17 protein-coding genes are annotated in these 15,059 nt (G+C 32.8%); 4 read left to right on the forward strand and 13 right to left on the reverse strand.

Annotation, left to right across the window (positions count from 1 at the left end):
• The first annotated feature begins 125 nt into the window (after window positions 1-125).
• Complete coding sequence (gene hflX, locus NLJ00_RS06300; protein WP_256636611.1) at window positions 126-1,361, forward strand: GTPase HflX; 1,236 nt, start codon at window positions 126-128, stop codon at window positions 1,359-1,361.
• Between the two features lie 159 nt (window positions 1,362-1,520).
• Here hflX and NLJ00_RS06305 read toward each other — a convergent pair whose 3' ends face one another.
• The 6 genes from NLJ00_RS06305 to NLJ00_RS06330 all read right to left on the reverse strand — a co-directional run bounded on the left by NLJ00_RS06305 (window position 1,521) and on the right by NLJ00_RS06330 (window position 5,685).
• Window positions 1,521-2,471: a DUF3078 domain-containing protein gene (locus NLJ00_RS06305; RefSeq protein WP_256636612.1), complete on the reverse strand. Its 951-nt coding sequence runs from the start codon at window positions 2,469-2,471 to the stop codon at window positions 1,521-1,523.
• 80 nt (window positions 2,472-2,551) lie between these two features.
• The gene (locus NLJ00_RS06310; RefSeq protein ID WP_256636613.1) at window positions 2,552-3,061 is read right to left on the reverse strand and encodes a DUF2480 family protein; all 510 of its coding nucleotides are present in this window, start codon (window positions 3,059-3,061) and stop codon (window positions 2,552-2,554) included.
• Between the two features lie 131 nt (window positions 3,062-3,192).
• A complete protein-coding gene (locus NLJ00_RS06315; protein ID WP_180857125.1) occupies window positions 3,193-3,516 on the reverse strand; it encodes an SUF system Fe-S cluster assembly protein in 324 nt (107 codons plus the stop codon).
• Between the two features lie 89 nt (window positions 3,517-3,605).
• Window positions 3,606-4,031 carry a SufE family protein gene (locus tag NLJ00_RS06320; protein ID WP_053472864.1) on the reverse strand — a complete coding sequence of 142 codons (426 nt, stop codon included), beginning with the start codon at window positions 4,029-4,031 and terminating at the stop codon, window positions 3,606-3,608.
• A 2-nt stretch (window positions 4,032-4,033) separates the two neighbouring features.
• The gene (locus NLJ00_RS06325; protein WP_256636614.1) at window positions 4,034-4,459 is read right to left on the reverse strand and encodes a protein kinase family protein; all 426 of its coding nucleotides are present in this window, start codon (window positions 4,457-4,459) and stop codon (window positions 4,034-4,036) included.
• 11 nt (window positions 4,460-4,470) lie between these two features.
• Entirely contained in the window at window positions 4,471-5,685 is a 1,215-nt protein-coding gene (locus tag NLJ00_RS06330) for an aminotransferase class V-fold PLP-dependent enzyme (protein WP_256636615.1), read from the reverse strand.
• Between the two features lie 220 nt (window positions 5,686-5,905).
• On the opposite strand from NLJ00_RS06330, the gene NLJ00_RS06335 reads away from it, so the two are divergent.
• Complete coding sequence (locus NLJ00_RS06335) at window positions 5,906-7,255, forward strand: serine hydrolase domain-containing protein (RefSeq protein ID WP_256636616.1); 1,350 nt, start codon at window positions 5,906-5,908, stop codon at window positions 7,253-7,255.
• Between the two features lie 153 nt (window positions 7,256-7,408).
• On the opposite strand, the gene sufD is transcribed toward NLJ00_RS06335, so the two are convergent.
• From sufD to NLJ00_RS06370, 7 genes are all read right to left on the reverse strand, one after another.
• Window positions 7,409-8,725 (reverse strand): Fe-S cluster assembly protein SufD, encoded by a 1,317-nt coding sequence (gene sufD, locus NLJ00_RS06340; protein ID WP_053472859.1) that lies wholly within the window; start codon window positions 8,723-8,725, stop codon window positions 7,409-7,411.
• A gap of 76 nt (window positions 8,726-8,801) precedes the next feature.
• Entirely contained in the window at window positions 8,802-9,176 is a 375-nt protein-coding gene (locus tag NLJ00_RS06345; RefSeq protein ID WP_180857129.1) for a four helix bundle protein, read from the reverse strand.
• 43 nt (window positions 9,177-9,219) lie between these two features.
• Window positions 9,220-9,966 carry a Fe-S cluster assembly ATPase SufC gene (gene sufC / locus NLJ00_RS06350; protein ID WP_256636617.1) on the reverse strand — a complete coding sequence of 249 codons (747 nt, stop codon included), beginning with the start codon at window positions 9,964-9,966 and terminating at the stop codon, window positions 9,220-9,222.
• A 12-nt stretch (window positions 9,967-9,978) separates the two neighbouring features.
• Complete coding sequence (locus NLJ00_RS06355) at window positions 9,979-10,467, reverse strand: flavodoxin family protein (RefSeq protein ID WP_256636618.1); 489 nt, start codon at window positions 10,465-10,467, stop codon at window positions 9,979-9,981.
• A gap of 37 nt (window positions 10,468-10,504) precedes the next feature.
• Entirely contained in the window at window positions 10,505-10,708 is a 204-nt protein-coding gene (locus NLJ00_RS06360; protein ID WP_256636619.1) for a DUF2683 family protein, read from the reverse strand.
• Window positions 10,709-10,779: 71 nt separating this feature from the next.
• Window positions 10,780-12,228: a Fe-S cluster assembly protein SufB gene (gene sufB, locus NLJ00_RS06365; protein ID WP_129052787.1), complete on the reverse strand. Its 1,449-nt coding sequence runs from the start codon at window positions 12,226-12,228 to the stop codon at window positions 10,780-10,782.
• A gap of 82 nt (window positions 12,229-12,310) precedes the next feature.
• Window positions 12,311-12,640, reverse strand: coding sequence for a HesB/IscA family protein (locus NLJ00_RS06370; RefSeq protein ID WP_012023267.1), 330 nt, complete (start codon window positions 12,638-12,640; stop codon window positions 12,311-12,313).
• Between the two features lie 373 nt (window positions 12,641-13,013).
• On the opposite strand from NLJ00_RS06370, the gene NLJ00_RS06375 reads away from it, so the two are divergent.
• Both NLJ00_RS06375 and NLJ00_RS06380 read left to right on the forward strand, forming a co-directional pair.
• Window positions 13,014-13,943 (forward strand): synaptonemal complex protein 1, encoded by a 930-nt coding sequence (locus NLJ00_RS06375; protein WP_256636620.1) that lies wholly within the window; start codon window positions 13,014-13,016, stop codon window positions 13,941-13,943.
• A gap of 216 nt (window positions 13,944-14,159) precedes the next feature.
• Complete coding sequence (locus NLJ00_RS06380; protein ID WP_256636621.1) at window positions 14,160-15,017, forward strand: MBL fold metallo-hydrolase; 858 nt, start codon at window positions 14,160-14,162, stop codon at window positions 15,015-15,017.
• Window positions 15,018-15,059 lie beyond the last annotated feature (42 nt).

Raw genomic sequence — 15,059 nt, forward strand, 5'->3', positions numbered from 1 at the left:
TATTAAAGAAATACTTTTGTAAAACATGATTTTTAGATGGTTTATCATTTTAAATAATATTTAAAAACGTAATTCTATAATTGTAGTAGTATACAAATGATTAAATTTGTAGCTTATTTTAAGATATGTTAGAGAAAGAAGTTATAAATTTTGAAAAAACAGCCATTGTTGGTATCATAACTCAAAATCAAAGTGAGGAAAAACTTAATGAATATTTAGACGAATTAGAGTTTTTAACTTTTACCGCAGGTGGTGAAGTTATTAAACGCTTTTCGCAAAAAATGGAACGTCCGAATCCCAAGACTTTTGTGGGTACGGGAAAAATAGATGAAATCAATCTTTTTGTAAAAGAAAACGGAATATCGACTTTAATTTTTGATGATGAATTATCACCATCACAACAAAAAAATATTTCCCGAATTATAGATTGTAAAATCCTTGACAGAACCAATTTGATTCTGGATATTTTTGCGCAAAGAGCTGAAACTTCGTATGCAAGAACACAGGTAGAATTAGCGCAGTGTATTTATTTACTGCCAAGACTTTCTGGTTTATGGACACACCTTGAACGTCAAAAAGGGGGAATTGGTATGCGTGGTCCCGGTGAAACAGAGATCGAAACAGACAGACGTATTGTACGTGACCGAATTTCGTTATTGAAAGATAAAATCAAGACAATCGACAAACAAATGAGTATTCAAAGAAGCAATCGCGGTGCAATGGTTCGTGTGGCGCTTGTTGGGTATACAAACGTTGGAAAGTCGACTTTGATGAATGCTATTGGAAAAAGTGATGTTTTTGTTGAGAATAAATTATTCGCAACTTTAGATACAACAGTTCGAAAAGTGGTGATTAAAAACCTTCCGTTTTTACTTTCAGACACGGTTGGTTTTATTCGAAAACTGCCAACACAATTAGTAGATTCTTTCAAGAGTACACTTGATGAGGTTCGCGAAGCCGATTTACTTTTGCATGTTGTCGATATTTCGCATCCTGATTTTGAAGATCATATAGAATCTGTAAATCAGACCTTGCAGGAAATTAAGAGCAATGATAAACCAACCATTATGGTTTTCAATAAAATCGACGCTTACAAACATCTAACGATTGACGAAGATGATTTGATCACCGAAAGAACCAGAAAACATTGGACTCTTGAGGAATGGAAACAAACCTGGATGAGTAATGTAGGAGAAGATAACGCTTTGTTTATTTCGGCAACTCAAAAAGAAAATTTTGAAGAATTTAGAGAAACTGTTTATGAAGCTGTTCGTCAGATTCATATAACAAGATTTCCATATAATAAGTTTTTATATCCTGATTATAAGGACGCAGTTGAAAAGGAAGAGGAACAGGACTAAATAAATTTATCGCAAAGAGCGCTAAGATTATATAAAAAGTATCTTCAGAAAACAAAAGTTCGCAAAGCTATATGTTGATTTAGCTTTGCGAACTTTGTAATTATAAAACTAAACTTATACAAAAAACTTTGCGCTCTTTGCGGTAAAATTTTTTATAGATTAAAATCCAAAATTAACCCCTAAACCAAATACTTCTCTGGTTTGAAGACCTTGAAAAGCATTATCGTCATAAATAGCCTGGAAGGCTAAATTTGCCGATAAGAATTTATTAACCTTCATTATGATATTTAAAGAATAATTGATATCTACGTTTTGAGGATCTTCCAGATAATTAGAATACAAATTCAGCGTGTTTTCTGCAGTAACGTTAGTCATAATAGCTAATTTGTAATAAACAGAAGCATAAAAACCTAACTCGTAACGCATGGTTTTGCCTTCGTCAACTCCAAAATAATCGCCATCTACATAAGGCAGACCAGTAAATCTATCAATTCCACTAGTATAAGCGTTGTCGACAAAAGTGAATTTTGAAGTTAGAGGAGCAAAGTTTATTTTCAAATTTTCATCTTTAGACCAGTAAATACCAGGTCCAGTAGTAAGATACCCAGGCGACATAAATTTAGTCTGCTCGGTTCTAATTTCTTTTCCGTTGGCATCCTGACCGTAAATATAACCGGTTGTAAATTGAGTTCTAAAGTTTAAAAAGAAAGAGTAATACCATTCACCAAAAGCCTTTTTACCAACAATTGAATTAAACTCTAAACGGTCATCAGTCTTTTTTCCGAAATCAGTATTTTTAGTTTGCAAAAGACCGTAAGAAGCTAGTATTTTGTTGTCCCAGGTTACATCGTCTTTTTTATAATTGAAGTCATAGTTTATTCCTAAAGTCCCAGAGAAACTATCTTCACCACCTGCGATCCAATTGTTAAAACTAGATTGGTTTAATAAAAGAGACACTGTTCCTTTTGCTTTCCATCCTTCGTCTTCAATTGTATCGTTTATTTTTTTAACTGCTTTTTCGGTATTCTGAATTAATTCTTTTTCTGAATTTTGGGCCTGAACAAAAGTAAAGTTCGCTAAGATAAATAGTAATAACGTCAGCTTTCTCATAGTTGTTTAGTTTAAGTGTATATTAACAAATATACTAAAATACAACCGAAGGTTAAGGGAATATTACTTTAAAATGAAGGTTATTTCTTAGATTCTTTGTATAAAGGCACAGCAGAACAAGCTTCGCCATACATAATACTGCGGGCAAAAGGCTGTAAATAAGTTGTAGCTAAAATATAAGCACGCATAGGAACTGGTTTCTTTGAACACCCTTTTACAATAACCGGCTTATTTTTGTATGCCGAATAATCTATTTTGCTTAAGATTTCTTCATATAAGCTTGAATCCAAATCCTCGATGGTTCCGTTTACTACTTTTTTAGCAAAAGGTGCCAAATGCACACTAACCAAAATTAATGCCCAAGCAGGAATTATAGCGTCTGTAGCGCAATGTACAGCGACATATTGATCTTGGTATTGTGACCAATCATGATTTTTAAGATGCTCTCTAAAGTCTTTTTCTTTCAATAAAAATCCTTCCAAAAGCCATTGCGAAATGTCAATTTGTACACGCATTCCTTTTGGATAATAATCCTCTAAATCAAAAACTTCTAAAGCGCTATTGGCAACTTTATTGATAATTTCTTCCATTTCTTTATAGTTTTCAGTCGCAGTTTTCAGTCACAGTTAAAAACTGGGACTGAGACTGTAAACTGTATATGTTTTCAATTGTTTTAGCCACAGTTGAATACTGAAAACTGCGACTGAAAACTGAAAACTCTTTAAAGCATTCCTAATTCTAATTTTGCTTCTTCGCTCATTAAATCTTTACTCCAAGGCGGATCAAAAGTAATCTCTACTTCAACATCTTTAATGTGTTCGATTGTTTTTACTTTTTCTTCTACTTCTCTTGGTAAACTTTCTGCAACCGGGCAGTTTGGAGATGTCAATGTCATCAGGATTTTTACTTCGTAATCTGTGTTTACCATTACGTCGTAAATTAATCCTAACTCATAAATATCAACAGGAATCTCAGGGTCGTAAATTCCTTTTAAAACTTTTACGATTGATTCTCCTAATTCGTTTGTGTCTATTTCTTGTTCCATTTTGTTATTTGTTTTTTCGCCACGAATTTCACAAATTTCCCGAATTTAAAAATTAGTGTTAATTCGTGAAATTCGTGGCAGAAAGAAATTTAATTTTTATTTTTTGCATCAAAAGCCAAAGCGTACATTTTGATGTTTTTTATCATCGAAACCAAACCGTTTGCACGAGTTGCTGATAAATGTTCTTTTAATCCAATTTCGTCTATAAATTCAGTGTCAGCATTTATAATGTCTTCTGCTTTTTGATTAGAGAAAGCGCGAATTAAAATTGCAATTATTCCTTTAGTCAAAATAGCGTCACTATCTGCGGTGAAAACAATTTTATCATCATTTTGTTCGCCTTGAAGCCAGACTTTTGACTGACAGCCTTTGATTAAATTCTCGTCGGTTTTGTATTCTTCTTTAATTAACGGAAGACTTTTTCCCAGTTCGATAATGTATTCATAACGCTGCATCCAGTCGTCGAACATTGAAAATTCGTCTATTATTTCGTTTTGTATCTCTTTAATAGTCATAATTATTCTTTAGCAAAATCAACCAGTAAATTTACCAGTTTTTCAATTTCCTTTGGAGGAAAACCATTGTCGAAACCTGCAGTTTCGTATGTTTTTTGATCTTGAGTTATTTTTAAATTTCCAATCGCAGCACCGTCATAAAAACGTTTTTCAGTTGGTGCTTTTAATGCCGAAAGTTTGTTTAAATCTACTTTTGAAAATTCAGCAACAATTTTATTCCATTTCGCATCGTCAATTTTAGTTTCAATCGGCTGTTGATCTCTGCCGTTTATAACATAAACAGTCTGGTTTTGAACCACAATCTTTTTGAAATACCCTCTTGACATTGCAGAATATTCAATTTGAGTTGTAGCCATGTTTGTCTTTTTTTGACTGCAGCAGCCGGTAGCAATAAAAACCGTTAAAAGCAATAAAGATAGTATTCTCATAAAAATAGATGTTAGCTTAGCATTGTTTGTGCCTTTTTAACGGCGTCGACCATTTGGTCAATTTCTTCTTTTGTATTATAGAATGAAAAAGAAGCACGAATCGTTCCCGGAATGCAAAAGAAATTCATAATTGGCTGTGCACAATGATGTCCGGTTCTAACTGCAATTCCTAATTTATCGATAATAGAACCAATATCGTATGGATGAATTCCATCAATATTAAACGAGATTACAGAAGCTTTATTTTTTCCTGTTCCGTAGATTCTTAAACCTTCAATTTCAGATAAACGTTTTGTAGCATAATCTAAAAGTTCAGTTTCATATTCGTGGATATTTTCAAAACCAACACTGTTTAAATAATCAATTGCAGTTCCTAAAACAATTCCGCCGGCAATATTTGGTGTTCCGGCTTCAAATTTATGTGGAAGATCTGCGTAAGTTGTTTTTTCGAAAGTAACTTCTTTAATCATTTCACCACCACCTTGATAAGGAGGAAGTTTGTTCAGCCATTCTTCTTTTCCGTACAAAATTCCGGTTCCGGTTGGACCACACATTTTATGTCCCGAAAAAGCATAAAAATCACAATCTAATTCCTGAACATCTGGTTTTAAATGCGGAACTGCCTGCGCGCCGTCAATTAAAACTGCAGCGCCAACAGCGTGTGCTTTATCAATGATATATTTTATCGGATTAATAATTCCGAGTGCGTTTGAAATATGATTAACCGTAACCACTTTTGTTTTTTCTGAAAGAAGTGCATCAAAATCTTCAAGAATTAATTCTCCATTTTGATTAATCGGAATAACTTTTAAAGTTGCTCCCGTTCTTTCGCATAACATCTGCCACGGCACAATATTACTGTGATGCTCTAATGAAGAAACAAGTACTTCGTCACCTGGTTTTAAAATAGAAGCAAAACCATTTGTAACTAAGTTGATTCCGTGTGTAGTTCCCGAAGTAAAAAGAACTTCGTGAGCATGTTTTGCATTGATATGATCTTTTACCTTGCCACGAGAAATCTCGTAAGCGTCAGTAGCTAACTGGCTTAAAGTGTGAACGCCGCGGTGAATATTGGCATTAATTTCCTGATAATATTTTACTTCTGCATCGATCACAATTTGTGGTTTTTGCGAAGTAGCTCCGTTGTCGAAATAAACTAAGGGTTTTCCGTTTACAGTTTGTGAAAGTATCGGAAAATCAGCTCTTATTTTTTGAATATCTAGCATGTCTTATTTAGAAAAAATCTATTTACAAAAGTACTAAAACTAAATTTGTTTATACAGCAATTCTATAATTTCCTTTTATGGTGTCATTGTTACAAGGCGTAAATGCTGATTCCGTAAAAATCAATTCAGTTTTCTGAATTATCCTAATCAGATTTATAATTTGAGTTCTAAAATCATGAACATAAATTATTTATATTGCAATAAAAATACTGATATCATCATGAAAAAATTTCTTAAAGTACTTTTGCTTGTAGTGGTTCTCGCTTTTTTGTATTTCGGGTTTACAACTTATCCAAAACTGGATTTAATTTCCGGGTTTTCAGCCAAAAGTGTAGCATCGGGGCATTTTATTGATAACCGTTCGCTGGATTTAATTCAAAAAACAGACAATGATATCGATTTGGTTGATTTGGCTAAAAATTCAATTGATGATGCTGGAAAATTTGCCATTTCAAATGTTTATGGTTTAAAGGAAAGAAAAGCAATTTATCGTGAAGGTTTAGGAGCAGTTTTGATAAATGATGATTTTGATGTTTCAAAACCATATTTGCTTCCAAAGAGAACAAAATTGGTAAACAATCTTCCTTTTCCTTATGGAAATAATGAACCAAAAGATTCTGCTTTCGCAAATGTCGATTACTCAAAATTAAAAAGTGCTGTTGAAAATGCTTTTGATAAAAATGGAGGAAGAACAAAAAGAACCCGCGCCGTTGTCGTTTTATACAAAGACAAATTAATTGCTGAAAAATACGATACAGGTTTTAACAAAGACAGTAAAATTTTAGGCTGGTCGATGACAAAAAGTATCACAAGTTCTGCTTTTGGAGTTTTGGACAAACAAGGAAAAATAGATATTTATAAACCAGCGCAAATTAAAGAATGGCAAAATGATGAACGTAAAAATATTACGGTTAACGATTTGCTTCATATGAATTCTGGTTTAGAATGGGAAGAAAACTACAGCACAATCTGCGACGCAACTCAAATGCTTTTCCAATCTGAAGATATGGGAAAAGTGCAAATGGACAAACCAGCGAAATTTAAGCCAAACACGCATTGGAATTATTCGTCTGGAACAACCAATTTATTATCCCGAATTTTAAGAAGCCAATTTAAAACGCAGCAAGAATATCTAGATTTTTGGTACAGCGCTGTAATCGACAAAATTGGAATGAATTCTATGATTGTCGAACAAGATATGTCGGGAACTTTCGTAGGTTCATCTTACGGATGGGCAACACCAAGAGATTGGTCAAAATTTGGATTGTTATATCTGCATAAAGGAAACTGGAACGGAGAACAAATTTTAGATGAAAGCTGGGTAAAATATACGGCAACACCAACTAATACTTCTGAAGGAAAATATGGAGCACAATTTTGGTTAAACGCGGGAGGAAAATTCTCGGATGTTCCTCGCGATATGTTTTATTGCAGTGGATATCAAGGACAAATGGTGGCGATTATTCCATCTCTGGATATGGTTATTGTGAGAATGGGAGTGAGAGAAGGTGATAAAAGTTTTGATTTTAATGGTTTTTTGAAAGGGATAATTGATAGTGTGAAGAAATAGGTTGTCTTTCCTGGAAGGTTTCCAAAACCTTGTAGGTATAGAAACATAAACATAATACCTACAAGGTTTTGGAAACCTTGCAGGAGTAGCAAATAAAAAAACCGATAAACTTTTTAAAGCTTATCGGTTTTCATTTTTATTAAATAGAATTTTTTATAAATCAAATCCTAAATTCACGCCTAATTTCATGGCAATGATTTTAGTAATTCTTTGTTTTAATTCTGGTATTTTGATGCTTTCGATAACGGCATTTGAGAATGCGTACATCAATAAAGCTTTTGCTTCTTTTTGTGGAATACCACGTGACTGCATATAGAACATTGCTGTTTCATCAAGCTGTCCAACTGTACAACCGTGAGAACATTTTACATCATCTGCAAAAATCTCTAATTGTGGTTTTGCATTGATAGTTGCTTTATCGCTCAATAAAATATTGTTACTTTTTTGGAAAGCATTTGTTTTTTGAGCTTCTTTATTTACTAGAATTTTTCCGTTGAAAACTCCTGTCGAACGATCAGAGAAAATTCCTTTATAATCCTGGAAACTCTCGCAGTTTGGCTGTGCGTGGTTTACCAAAGTATAATGATCAACATGTTGTTTATCATTTAGAATTGAAATTCCGTTTAACGTACTTGTCAATCTTTCTCCAAAGTGGTAAAAGTTTAAGTTGTTACGAGTTAAATTTCCTCCAAATGAAAAAGTGTGTACATAAGCATGACTTTCTTGTTGTTGAGAAACATAAGTATTGTCAACTAAGTTTGCTTCGCTATTATCGTTTTGAATTTTGTAATAATCAACAATCGCACGTTTTTGAGCAAAAATCTCTGTAACTGAATTTGTTAAAACAGGATTTTCATTCAAACTTTGGTGACGCTCGATAATTTGAACATGTGAATTTTCGCCCACAATTACTAAATTTCTTGGCTGAACCATTAATGCAGCTTCATTTCCGGTTGAGAAATACATGATTTCAATTGGTTTATCGGCTACTTTTTTCTTCGGAATATTGATAAAAGCTCCTTCCATTGCAAATGCAGTATTCAATGAAGTTAAACTGTCATCTTTACTTGCAATTTGATTAAAGTAGGTATCAATAACCATTTTATATTTTGGTTTGGTTAATGCTGATGACATTAAGCAAACATCAATTCCGTCGTGCGTTGTAGAAGATAAATGTGAACTAAAAACACCATCAACAAATACTAATTTATAAGTATCTATTTCGTGTAAAAAGTATTTTTTTACCTGATTAAATTCGATTGCATTTTCTTCCTTTGGAAAAACCGTAAAGTCATTTTTTAAGATGGCGTTTAACGATGTATATTTCCAAGCTTCTTCTTTTTTGGTTGGGAAACCTTTATTTTCGAAGTTTTTTAAAGCATTTGTGCGTATGTCATGTAAATCTGAATGTACATCGACACGCTCTTCAAAAGCCATAAAAGACGATACTAATTTTTCTTTTAAATCCATTGTTCTTTTTTAGTCTTAAAGTCGAATGTCTTAAAGTCTTAAAGTCTGAAACTTGTGTGGTTCTTACTTTTGATCTTTAAACTTTACGACTAGATTCCAAATATTTTATGAAACCACTTAATAATTTCGATATTTCAGTTACCGAATTTAAAAGCATTTCAAATTCTTCTTTTATAATATATTCTAAATCAAAAGCTAAATATAATTGAGATCTAACTTCTCCTGCAGATGCTTTGGCTACATATAAAAAATAAACAAACTCTTTATCTGTATTTCTTTCAAAGCCTTCTGCTATATTTGATGATATAGAAAGTGATGCGCGTCTTATTTGTCTAACGAAATCAAAGTCTTTTTTAAAATTAGAATTTTCAGTTGCCAGATATATTTTCTTGTTGAAGATTCTAGATTTCTGCCAGGAATTTATTTCTTCGAAAGAATTAAATTTACCCATAATTTTCTTTTGACTTTATGACTTTTGACTTTAAGACTATTTTTTAGTTCTCTGCCTTGATCCAGTCGTATCCTTTTTCTTCTAATTCGTAAGCCAATTCTTTTCCTCCAGATTTTACGATTTTTCCGTTGTAAAGAACGTGAACGAAATCAGGAACGATATAATCTAGCAAACGTTGGTAGTGTGTGATAACGATAATAGCGTTTTTGTCGCTTTTTAATTTGTTTACACCATTTGCAACGATTCTTAAAGCGTCAATATCAAGTCCAGAATCTGTTTCGTCAAGAATAGCTAATTTTGGCTCTAGCATTGCCATTTGAAAAATTTCGTTTCTTTTTTTCTCTCCTCCGGAAAAACCTTCGTTTAAAGAACGAGATAAAAATTTACGGTCGATTTCTAATAATTCAGATTTCTCACGAATAACTTTCAACATTTCGTTTGCCGGCATTTCTTCTTGTCCGTTTGCTTTACGAGTTTCGTTGATCGCTGTTTTCATGAAGTTTGTTACACTTACTCCAGGAATTTCTACAGGATATTGAAACGAAAGAAAAACACCTTTATGTGCTCTTTCTTCAGGAGCTAAATCAGCAAGATCTTCTCCGTCAAGAACAACTTCTCCTTCTGTAACTTCATAGTTTTCGTTTCCTGCAATAACTGCAGAAAGTGTACTTTTACCAGAACCGTTTGGTCCCATGATAGCGTGTACTTCGCCAGCTTTAACTTCTATATTAATTCCTTTCAGGATTTCTTTATCACCAATTGAGGCGTGAAGGTTTTTTATTGATAACATTGTTTTTTTATTTTATATAAATGTCAATTCTATTTTTGTTTGTTGGTTTAGGATGTTAGCATTAAAATGCGCGTGTCCTAAATATTCCATGCCTAAATAATCGGCTGTTTTTTTAAACGGAATGTAGAAACTTTCTTCGATTTCGTTATCGTGTGAATTTGATATCACGCCAATTTTCTTTCCTCTAAGTTTTCTTCCGGTTTCTTTTTCAATTCGGATTAAATCTGAAAACCGATCAAAAAAGACCTTCATGATTCCGCTCATATTATACCAATATACAGGCGTTGCAAAAATTAAAGTGTCGTAATTTTCGATTATACCTTTTATTAAAGGAAAAAAATCGTCTTCTCTATTTTTGCTTTCGTAATCGTAATAAGAAATATTAAAATCACTTAGATTTATAACTTCTATTCCATGTTCTTTAGAAATCTCGTCAACAATTTTTGTTGTGTTTCCGTTTTTTCTTGATGAACCTAAAATGATTACTTTTTTATTTTCCATTAATGCTTATTCGAATATATCTTTTTAATGAAAATAATTATTTCCACAAATTGTCTAAATCTTCTTTAATCATTTTTATGCCCCTGCCTTCTTCAATACTTTTTTCGGCATCAAGAATCTCTTTTACAAATTCTGGATTGTATGGCTTTTCTATCTCTTCAATTTCGAAATTCAAACGTTTTGCAAGTGCTTTTAAAACTAGCAAATCTTTCTTCTTTACATTTTTAAGAGTTAGATTCATGTTATATATTTTTAGTTCAAGATTTTCTTTGTTTGAACCAACAACTTGAAACTTTAAACTTGAAACAAATTTTATCCTACAGAACCTTCTAAAGAAATCTCTAATAATTTTTGAGCTTCAACAGCAAATTCCATTGGAAGTTTGTTCAATACATCTTTACTGAAACCGTTTACAATTAAGGCAATCGCTTTTTCAGTTGGAATACCTCTTTGGTTGCAATAAAAAACCTGATCTTCTCCAATTTTACTTGTAGTTGCTTCGTGCTCTATTTTTGCAGATGGATTTTTACTTTCGATATAAGGGAAAGTATGTGCTCCGCAATTGTTCCCCATTAAAAGAGAATCACATTGCGAAAAGTTTCTTGCATTCTCAGCTCTTGGGCTAATTTGCACTAATCCGCGGTAACTGTTTTGTGATTTACCAGCCGAAATACCTTTAGAAATAATAGTCGATTTAGTGTTTTTACCTAAATGGATCATTTTAGTTCCTGTATCAGCTTGTTGGTAATTATTGGTAACGGCGATTGAATAAAATTCTCCTACCGAATTATCTCCTTTAAGTACACAAGAAGGATATTTCCAGGTTACAGCAGAACCAGTTTCAACCTGTGTCCAGGAAATTTTAGCGTTTGTTTCGCATAAACCTCTTTTAGTTACAAAGTTGTAAACTCCACCTTTTCCTTCTTTGTTTCCTGGAAACCAGTTTTGAACGGTAGAATATTTAATTTCAGCATCGTCAAGAGCGATTAATTCAACTACAGCAGCGTGTAATTGGTTTTCGTCACGACTAGGAGCTGTACATCCTTCAAGGTAAGAAACATAACTTCCAGCATCAGCAATAACAAGAGTTCTTTCGAATTGTCCTGTTCCTGCCTGATTGATTCTGAAATAAGTTGAAAGTTCCATTGGGCAGCGAACGCCTTTTGGAATATAACAGAAACTTCCGTCAGAGAAAACTGCTGAGTTTAATGCTGCGTAGAAGTTGTCTTTTTGAGGTACAACAGTTCCTAAATATTTTTTTACTAATTCTGGATGTTCTTTGATGGCTTCAGAAATTGGACAGAAAATAATTCCTTTTTCGGCCAATGTTTTCTTGAAAGTTGTTGCTACAGAAACAGAATCGACAACAATATCCATAGCGACATTGTTCATCATTTTTTGCTCATCAACAGAAATTCCAAGCTTTTTGTACATCTCTAAAAGTTCCGGATCAACATCGTCCAAAGTTTTGTTAGGATCTACTTGTTTTGGAGCTGAATAATAAGAAATTGCCTGAAAATCTGGTTTTTCGTAACGTACGTTTGCCCATTCTGGCTCAATCATTTCTTTCCACGCGCGAAAAGCCTCGATGCGCCATTCGGTCATCCATTCCGGTTCTTCTTTTTTAAGCGAAATAGCTCTTACAATTTCTTCGTTTAAGCCAATAGGGAAAGTTTCAGATTCTATATTAGTATAAAATCCGTATTCATATTCTTTGGTTTCGAGTTCGATTTTTAAATCGTCTTCTGTGTATTTGCTCATTATTTTTTATTGTCTAATAGTTTTAAAGTCCAAAGTTTGAAGTCAATTTAGTCTTTATGACTTTACGACTTTCGGCTTTTGACTAAAGAGAGAATGATTCGCCGCAGCCACAAGTTCTGCTTGCATTTGGATTATTGAAAACAAATCCTTTTCCGTTTAATCCGCCAGAGAATTCTAAAATTGTTCCGGCTAAATATAGAAATGATTTTTTTTCAACTGCAATTTGTATATCATTGTCTACGAATATTTTGTCATCTTCGCCCTTTGTTTTGTCAAACTTTAAGTCATAAGACAAACCAGAGCATCCACCACTTTTTACGCCTACTCTTACGTAGTCGCTTGCGGCGTCAAAACCATCATCTGTCATCAAATCGATGATTTTCTTTTTGGCTGTATCAGAAACCTTTATCATTGTTTATGGTATTTGTTTTTAAAAGATCATTTTAATCTGCATTTAAATAGTAATCAATTTATTACATAAAATTTAAATGCCAATTTCAACGTTCAAATGAAATTGTCTGCAAAGATACGACTTAAAAACCTTTTTCCATAACGGTTCACATTATTATAACAAATGTTAAAATAGAGAGAAGTTATTTTTGCCTAAAAGCCCTTTATTGAGTGACTTTTAGTTTACAAGGAATTTTGTTTTTGAACGAAAAGTCATATGATTCTGTAAAATACTGGTTTACTGTGTTTTAAGTTATTGTAAATAAGCTAAAAAACCGTATTTCTACTTGTTTAGTCGAATAAAATAATGGTATTTTTGCAATAAATTGTGATGAATGATGAAGAAAAACCACACAAACGAATGGATCAGGGCACTTTTAGCAATATTCTTTATTTTTGGAATAGGTGCTACTTTTTATATATTTAGTAAAGAACTAAAAGACGAGGCAGACAAGGAGGAAGCAAGCAATAAAAAAATTAAACTTGTCAATAACAATAAGGAGTACATTGCTCAAAAAAGTATTCTTGATTCTTTAAATGTTTTGAAATTAGAATATGATGTTGCAATTTTAGAAAAAACTGCTCTTTCGCAGCAATTGGCATTTGAAAAGAAGAATGTCGAAAATTTAATGGAAATTATAAAAGCATCTGAAAATCCTTCGAATACTCAAATTCAAATTTTTAGAAAGCAGCTTTCAGATATGCAGACAGCATTAGCCTTTAAAATTGCAGAAATAAAAAGTCTTAAATCTCAAAACAAAAGCCTGCTTACTGAAATTGAATCTCAGAATGTTGTAATGTATAAGCAAAAGGCAGAAAATGACACTTTAATTTTAAAGCAGAAAAAGTTAGAATCAACCATAAAAGATGCTTCAAAAATAGTTCTAAATAATTTTAAAGTGATTGCGCTTCGGGAAAAAAAATCAGGAAAAGAGCAGGAAACAGATAGAGCAAAAAACACGAATAAACTAAAAGTAAGTTTTTCGGTTAACGGAAATGCGGTTGCTAAAACCGGAAAAAGAGTATTTTATATTCAGGTTCTGGACCAAAAAAATACTGTTTTGGGCGAAAATAAATTAATAGAATTTGGCAACGATAAAGCTTTAGTTTACAGTTTTATTGTAGCAGCAGATTTTCAGGGAAAGGCTTTAAATCTATATGGAATTTTGAATTCTGATGAAAATCCATTTAAAAAAGGAACTTACTTTGTCAACTTCTTCGACAAACAAGAAATAATGGGAAGCACTTCCATTACTTTGGAATAAAAGTATTTTTTTTAGCCCACTGATTTAACTGATCTAACAGGTTTATACAGACTAATTTAATGGCTGCGCTGCTAAAAAATAAAATACAGCGGAAACCCTTTAAATCCGTAAAATCTGTGGGCAATGTATATTTGTGAGAGAAACATTATTTTGAGAATGCCTAGCAAAAGGAATTTGGATTTCCTAGCTTTGTTTTCTTATTAGAAATTTAAGCTCATGAAACTTTATCCTATAGAATCCGGAAATTTTAAGTTAGATGGCGGCGCTATGTTTGGCGTTGTTCCAAAAACTATTTGGAATAAAACCAATCCGGCCGATGAAAACAATCTAATTGATATTGCAGCGCGCTGTTTACTTATTGAAGATGGAAAACGACTGATTTTGATCGATACAGGAATGGGCGACAAACAATCGGAGAAATTCTTTGGTTATTATTCACTTTGGGGATCATATTCTATTGATAAATCATTGGCAAAATATGGTTTTCACAGAGATGATATTACCGATGTTTTTATGACACATTTACATTTTGATCATTGCGGCGGAAGTGTTCAGTGGAATTCTGATAAAACTTTTTACGAGCCGGCTTTTAAGAATGCAAAATTCTGGACAAATGAAAATCACTGGAATTGGGCAACAAAACCAAATGCAAGAGAAAAAGCTTCTTTCCTTACAGAAAATATTATCCCAATGCAGGAAAGCGGACAATTGAATTTTATTGAAAGACCAGAAAGTGATTTTGGTTTCTCTAAAGAATTAGGTTTCGGAATTTTCTATGCAGATGGCCATACTGAAAAACAAATGATTCCGCATATTCAATATCAGGATAAAACAATAGTTTTTTGTGCCGATTTATTGGCAACGGCGGGACATCTTCCGCTTCCGTATGTTATGGGTTATGACATAAGACCTTTATTGACAATGCCAGAAAAGGCTAAATTTTTGAATGCTGCGGCAGATAATAATTATTATCTTTTTTTGGAACACGATGCTCACAATCAAATTATAACAGTCGAACATACAGAAAAAGGCGTGAGACTAAAAGAGGTTTTTACTTGCGAAGATATCTTCTAAAAAACATAAAAAAATCCCATTTTCAACTTAATGAAAATGGGA

Origin of the sequence: Flavobacterium panici, from assembly GCF_024499525.1 — a bacterium.
GTDB lineage: Bacteria > Bacteroidota > Bacteroidia > Flavobacteriales > Flavobacteriaceae > Flavobacterium > Flavobacterium panici.

What these genes read in the sequence shown, in the direction of transcription:
- hflX (WP_256636611.1), top strand. Translation starts at nt 126, where the DNA reads ATGTTAGAGAAAGAAGTTATAAATTTTGAAAAAACAGCCATTGTTGGT.
- NLJ00_RS06305 (WP_256636612.1), bottom strand. Translation starts at nt 2,471, where the DNA reads ATGAGAAAGCTGACGTTATTACTATTTATCTTAGCGAACTTTACTTTT.
- NLJ00_RS06310 (WP_256636613.1), bottom strand. Translation starts at nt 3,061, where the DNA reads ATGGAAGAAATTATCAATAAAGTTGCCAATAGCGCTTTAGAAGTTTTT.
- NLJ00_RS06315 (WP_180857125.1), bottom strand. Translation starts at nt 3,516, where the DNA reads ATGGAACAAGAAATAGACACAAACGAATTAGGAGAATCAATCGTAAAA.
- NLJ00_RS06320 (WP_053472864.1), bottom strand. Translation starts at nt 4,031, where the DNA reads ATGACTATTAAAGAGATACAAAACGAAATAATAGACGAATTTTCAATG.
- NLJ00_RS06325 (WP_256636614.1), bottom strand. Translation starts at nt 4,459, where the DNA reads ATGAGAATACTATCTTTATTGCTTTTAACGGTTTTTATTGCTACCGGC.
- NLJ00_RS06330 (WP_256636615.1), bottom strand. Translation starts at nt 5,685, where the DNA reads ATGCTAGATATTCAAAAAATAAGAGCTGATTTTCCGATACTTTCACAA.
- NLJ00_RS06335 (WP_256636616.1), top strand. Translation starts at nt 5,906, where the DNA reads ATGAAAAAATTTCTTAAAGTACTTTTGCTTGTAGTGGTTCTCGCTTTT.
- sufD (WP_053472859.1), bottom strand. Translation starts at nt 8,725, where the DNA reads ATGGATTTAAAAGAAAAATTAGTATCGTCTTTTATGGCTTTTGAAGAG.
- NLJ00_RS06345 (WP_180857129.1), bottom strand. Translation starts at nt 9,176, where the DNA reads ATGGGTAAATTTAATTCTTTCGAAGAAATAAATTCCTGGCAGAAATCT.
- sufC (WP_256636617.1), bottom strand. Translation starts at nt 9,966, where the DNA reads ATGTTATCAATAAAAAACCTTCACGCCTCAATTGGTGATAAAGAAATC.
- NLJ00_RS06355 (WP_256636618.1), bottom strand. Translation starts at nt 10,467, where the DNA reads ATGGAAAATAAAAAAGTAATCATTTTAGGTTCATCAAGAAAAAACGGA.
- NLJ00_RS06360 (WP_256636619.1), bottom strand. Translation starts at nt 10,708, where the DNA reads ATGAATCTAACTCTTAAAAATGTAAAGAAGAAAGATTTGCTAGTTTTA.
- sufB (WP_129052787.1), bottom strand. Translation starts at nt 12,228, where the DNA reads ATGAGCAAATACACAGAAGACGATTTAAAAATCGAACTCGAAACCAAA.
- NLJ00_RS06370 (WP_012023267.1), bottom strand. Translation starts at nt 12,640, where the DNA reads ATGATAAAGGTTTCTGATACAGCCAAAAAGAAAATCATCGATTTGATG.
- NLJ00_RS06375 (WP_256636620.1), top strand. Translation starts at nt 13,014, where the DNA reads ATGATGAAGAAAAACCACACAAACGAATGGATCAGGGCACTTTTAGCA.
- NLJ00_RS06380 (WP_256636621.1), top strand. Translation starts at nt 14,160, where the DNA reads ATGAAACTTTATCCTATAGAATCCGGAAATTTTAAGTTAGATGGCGGC.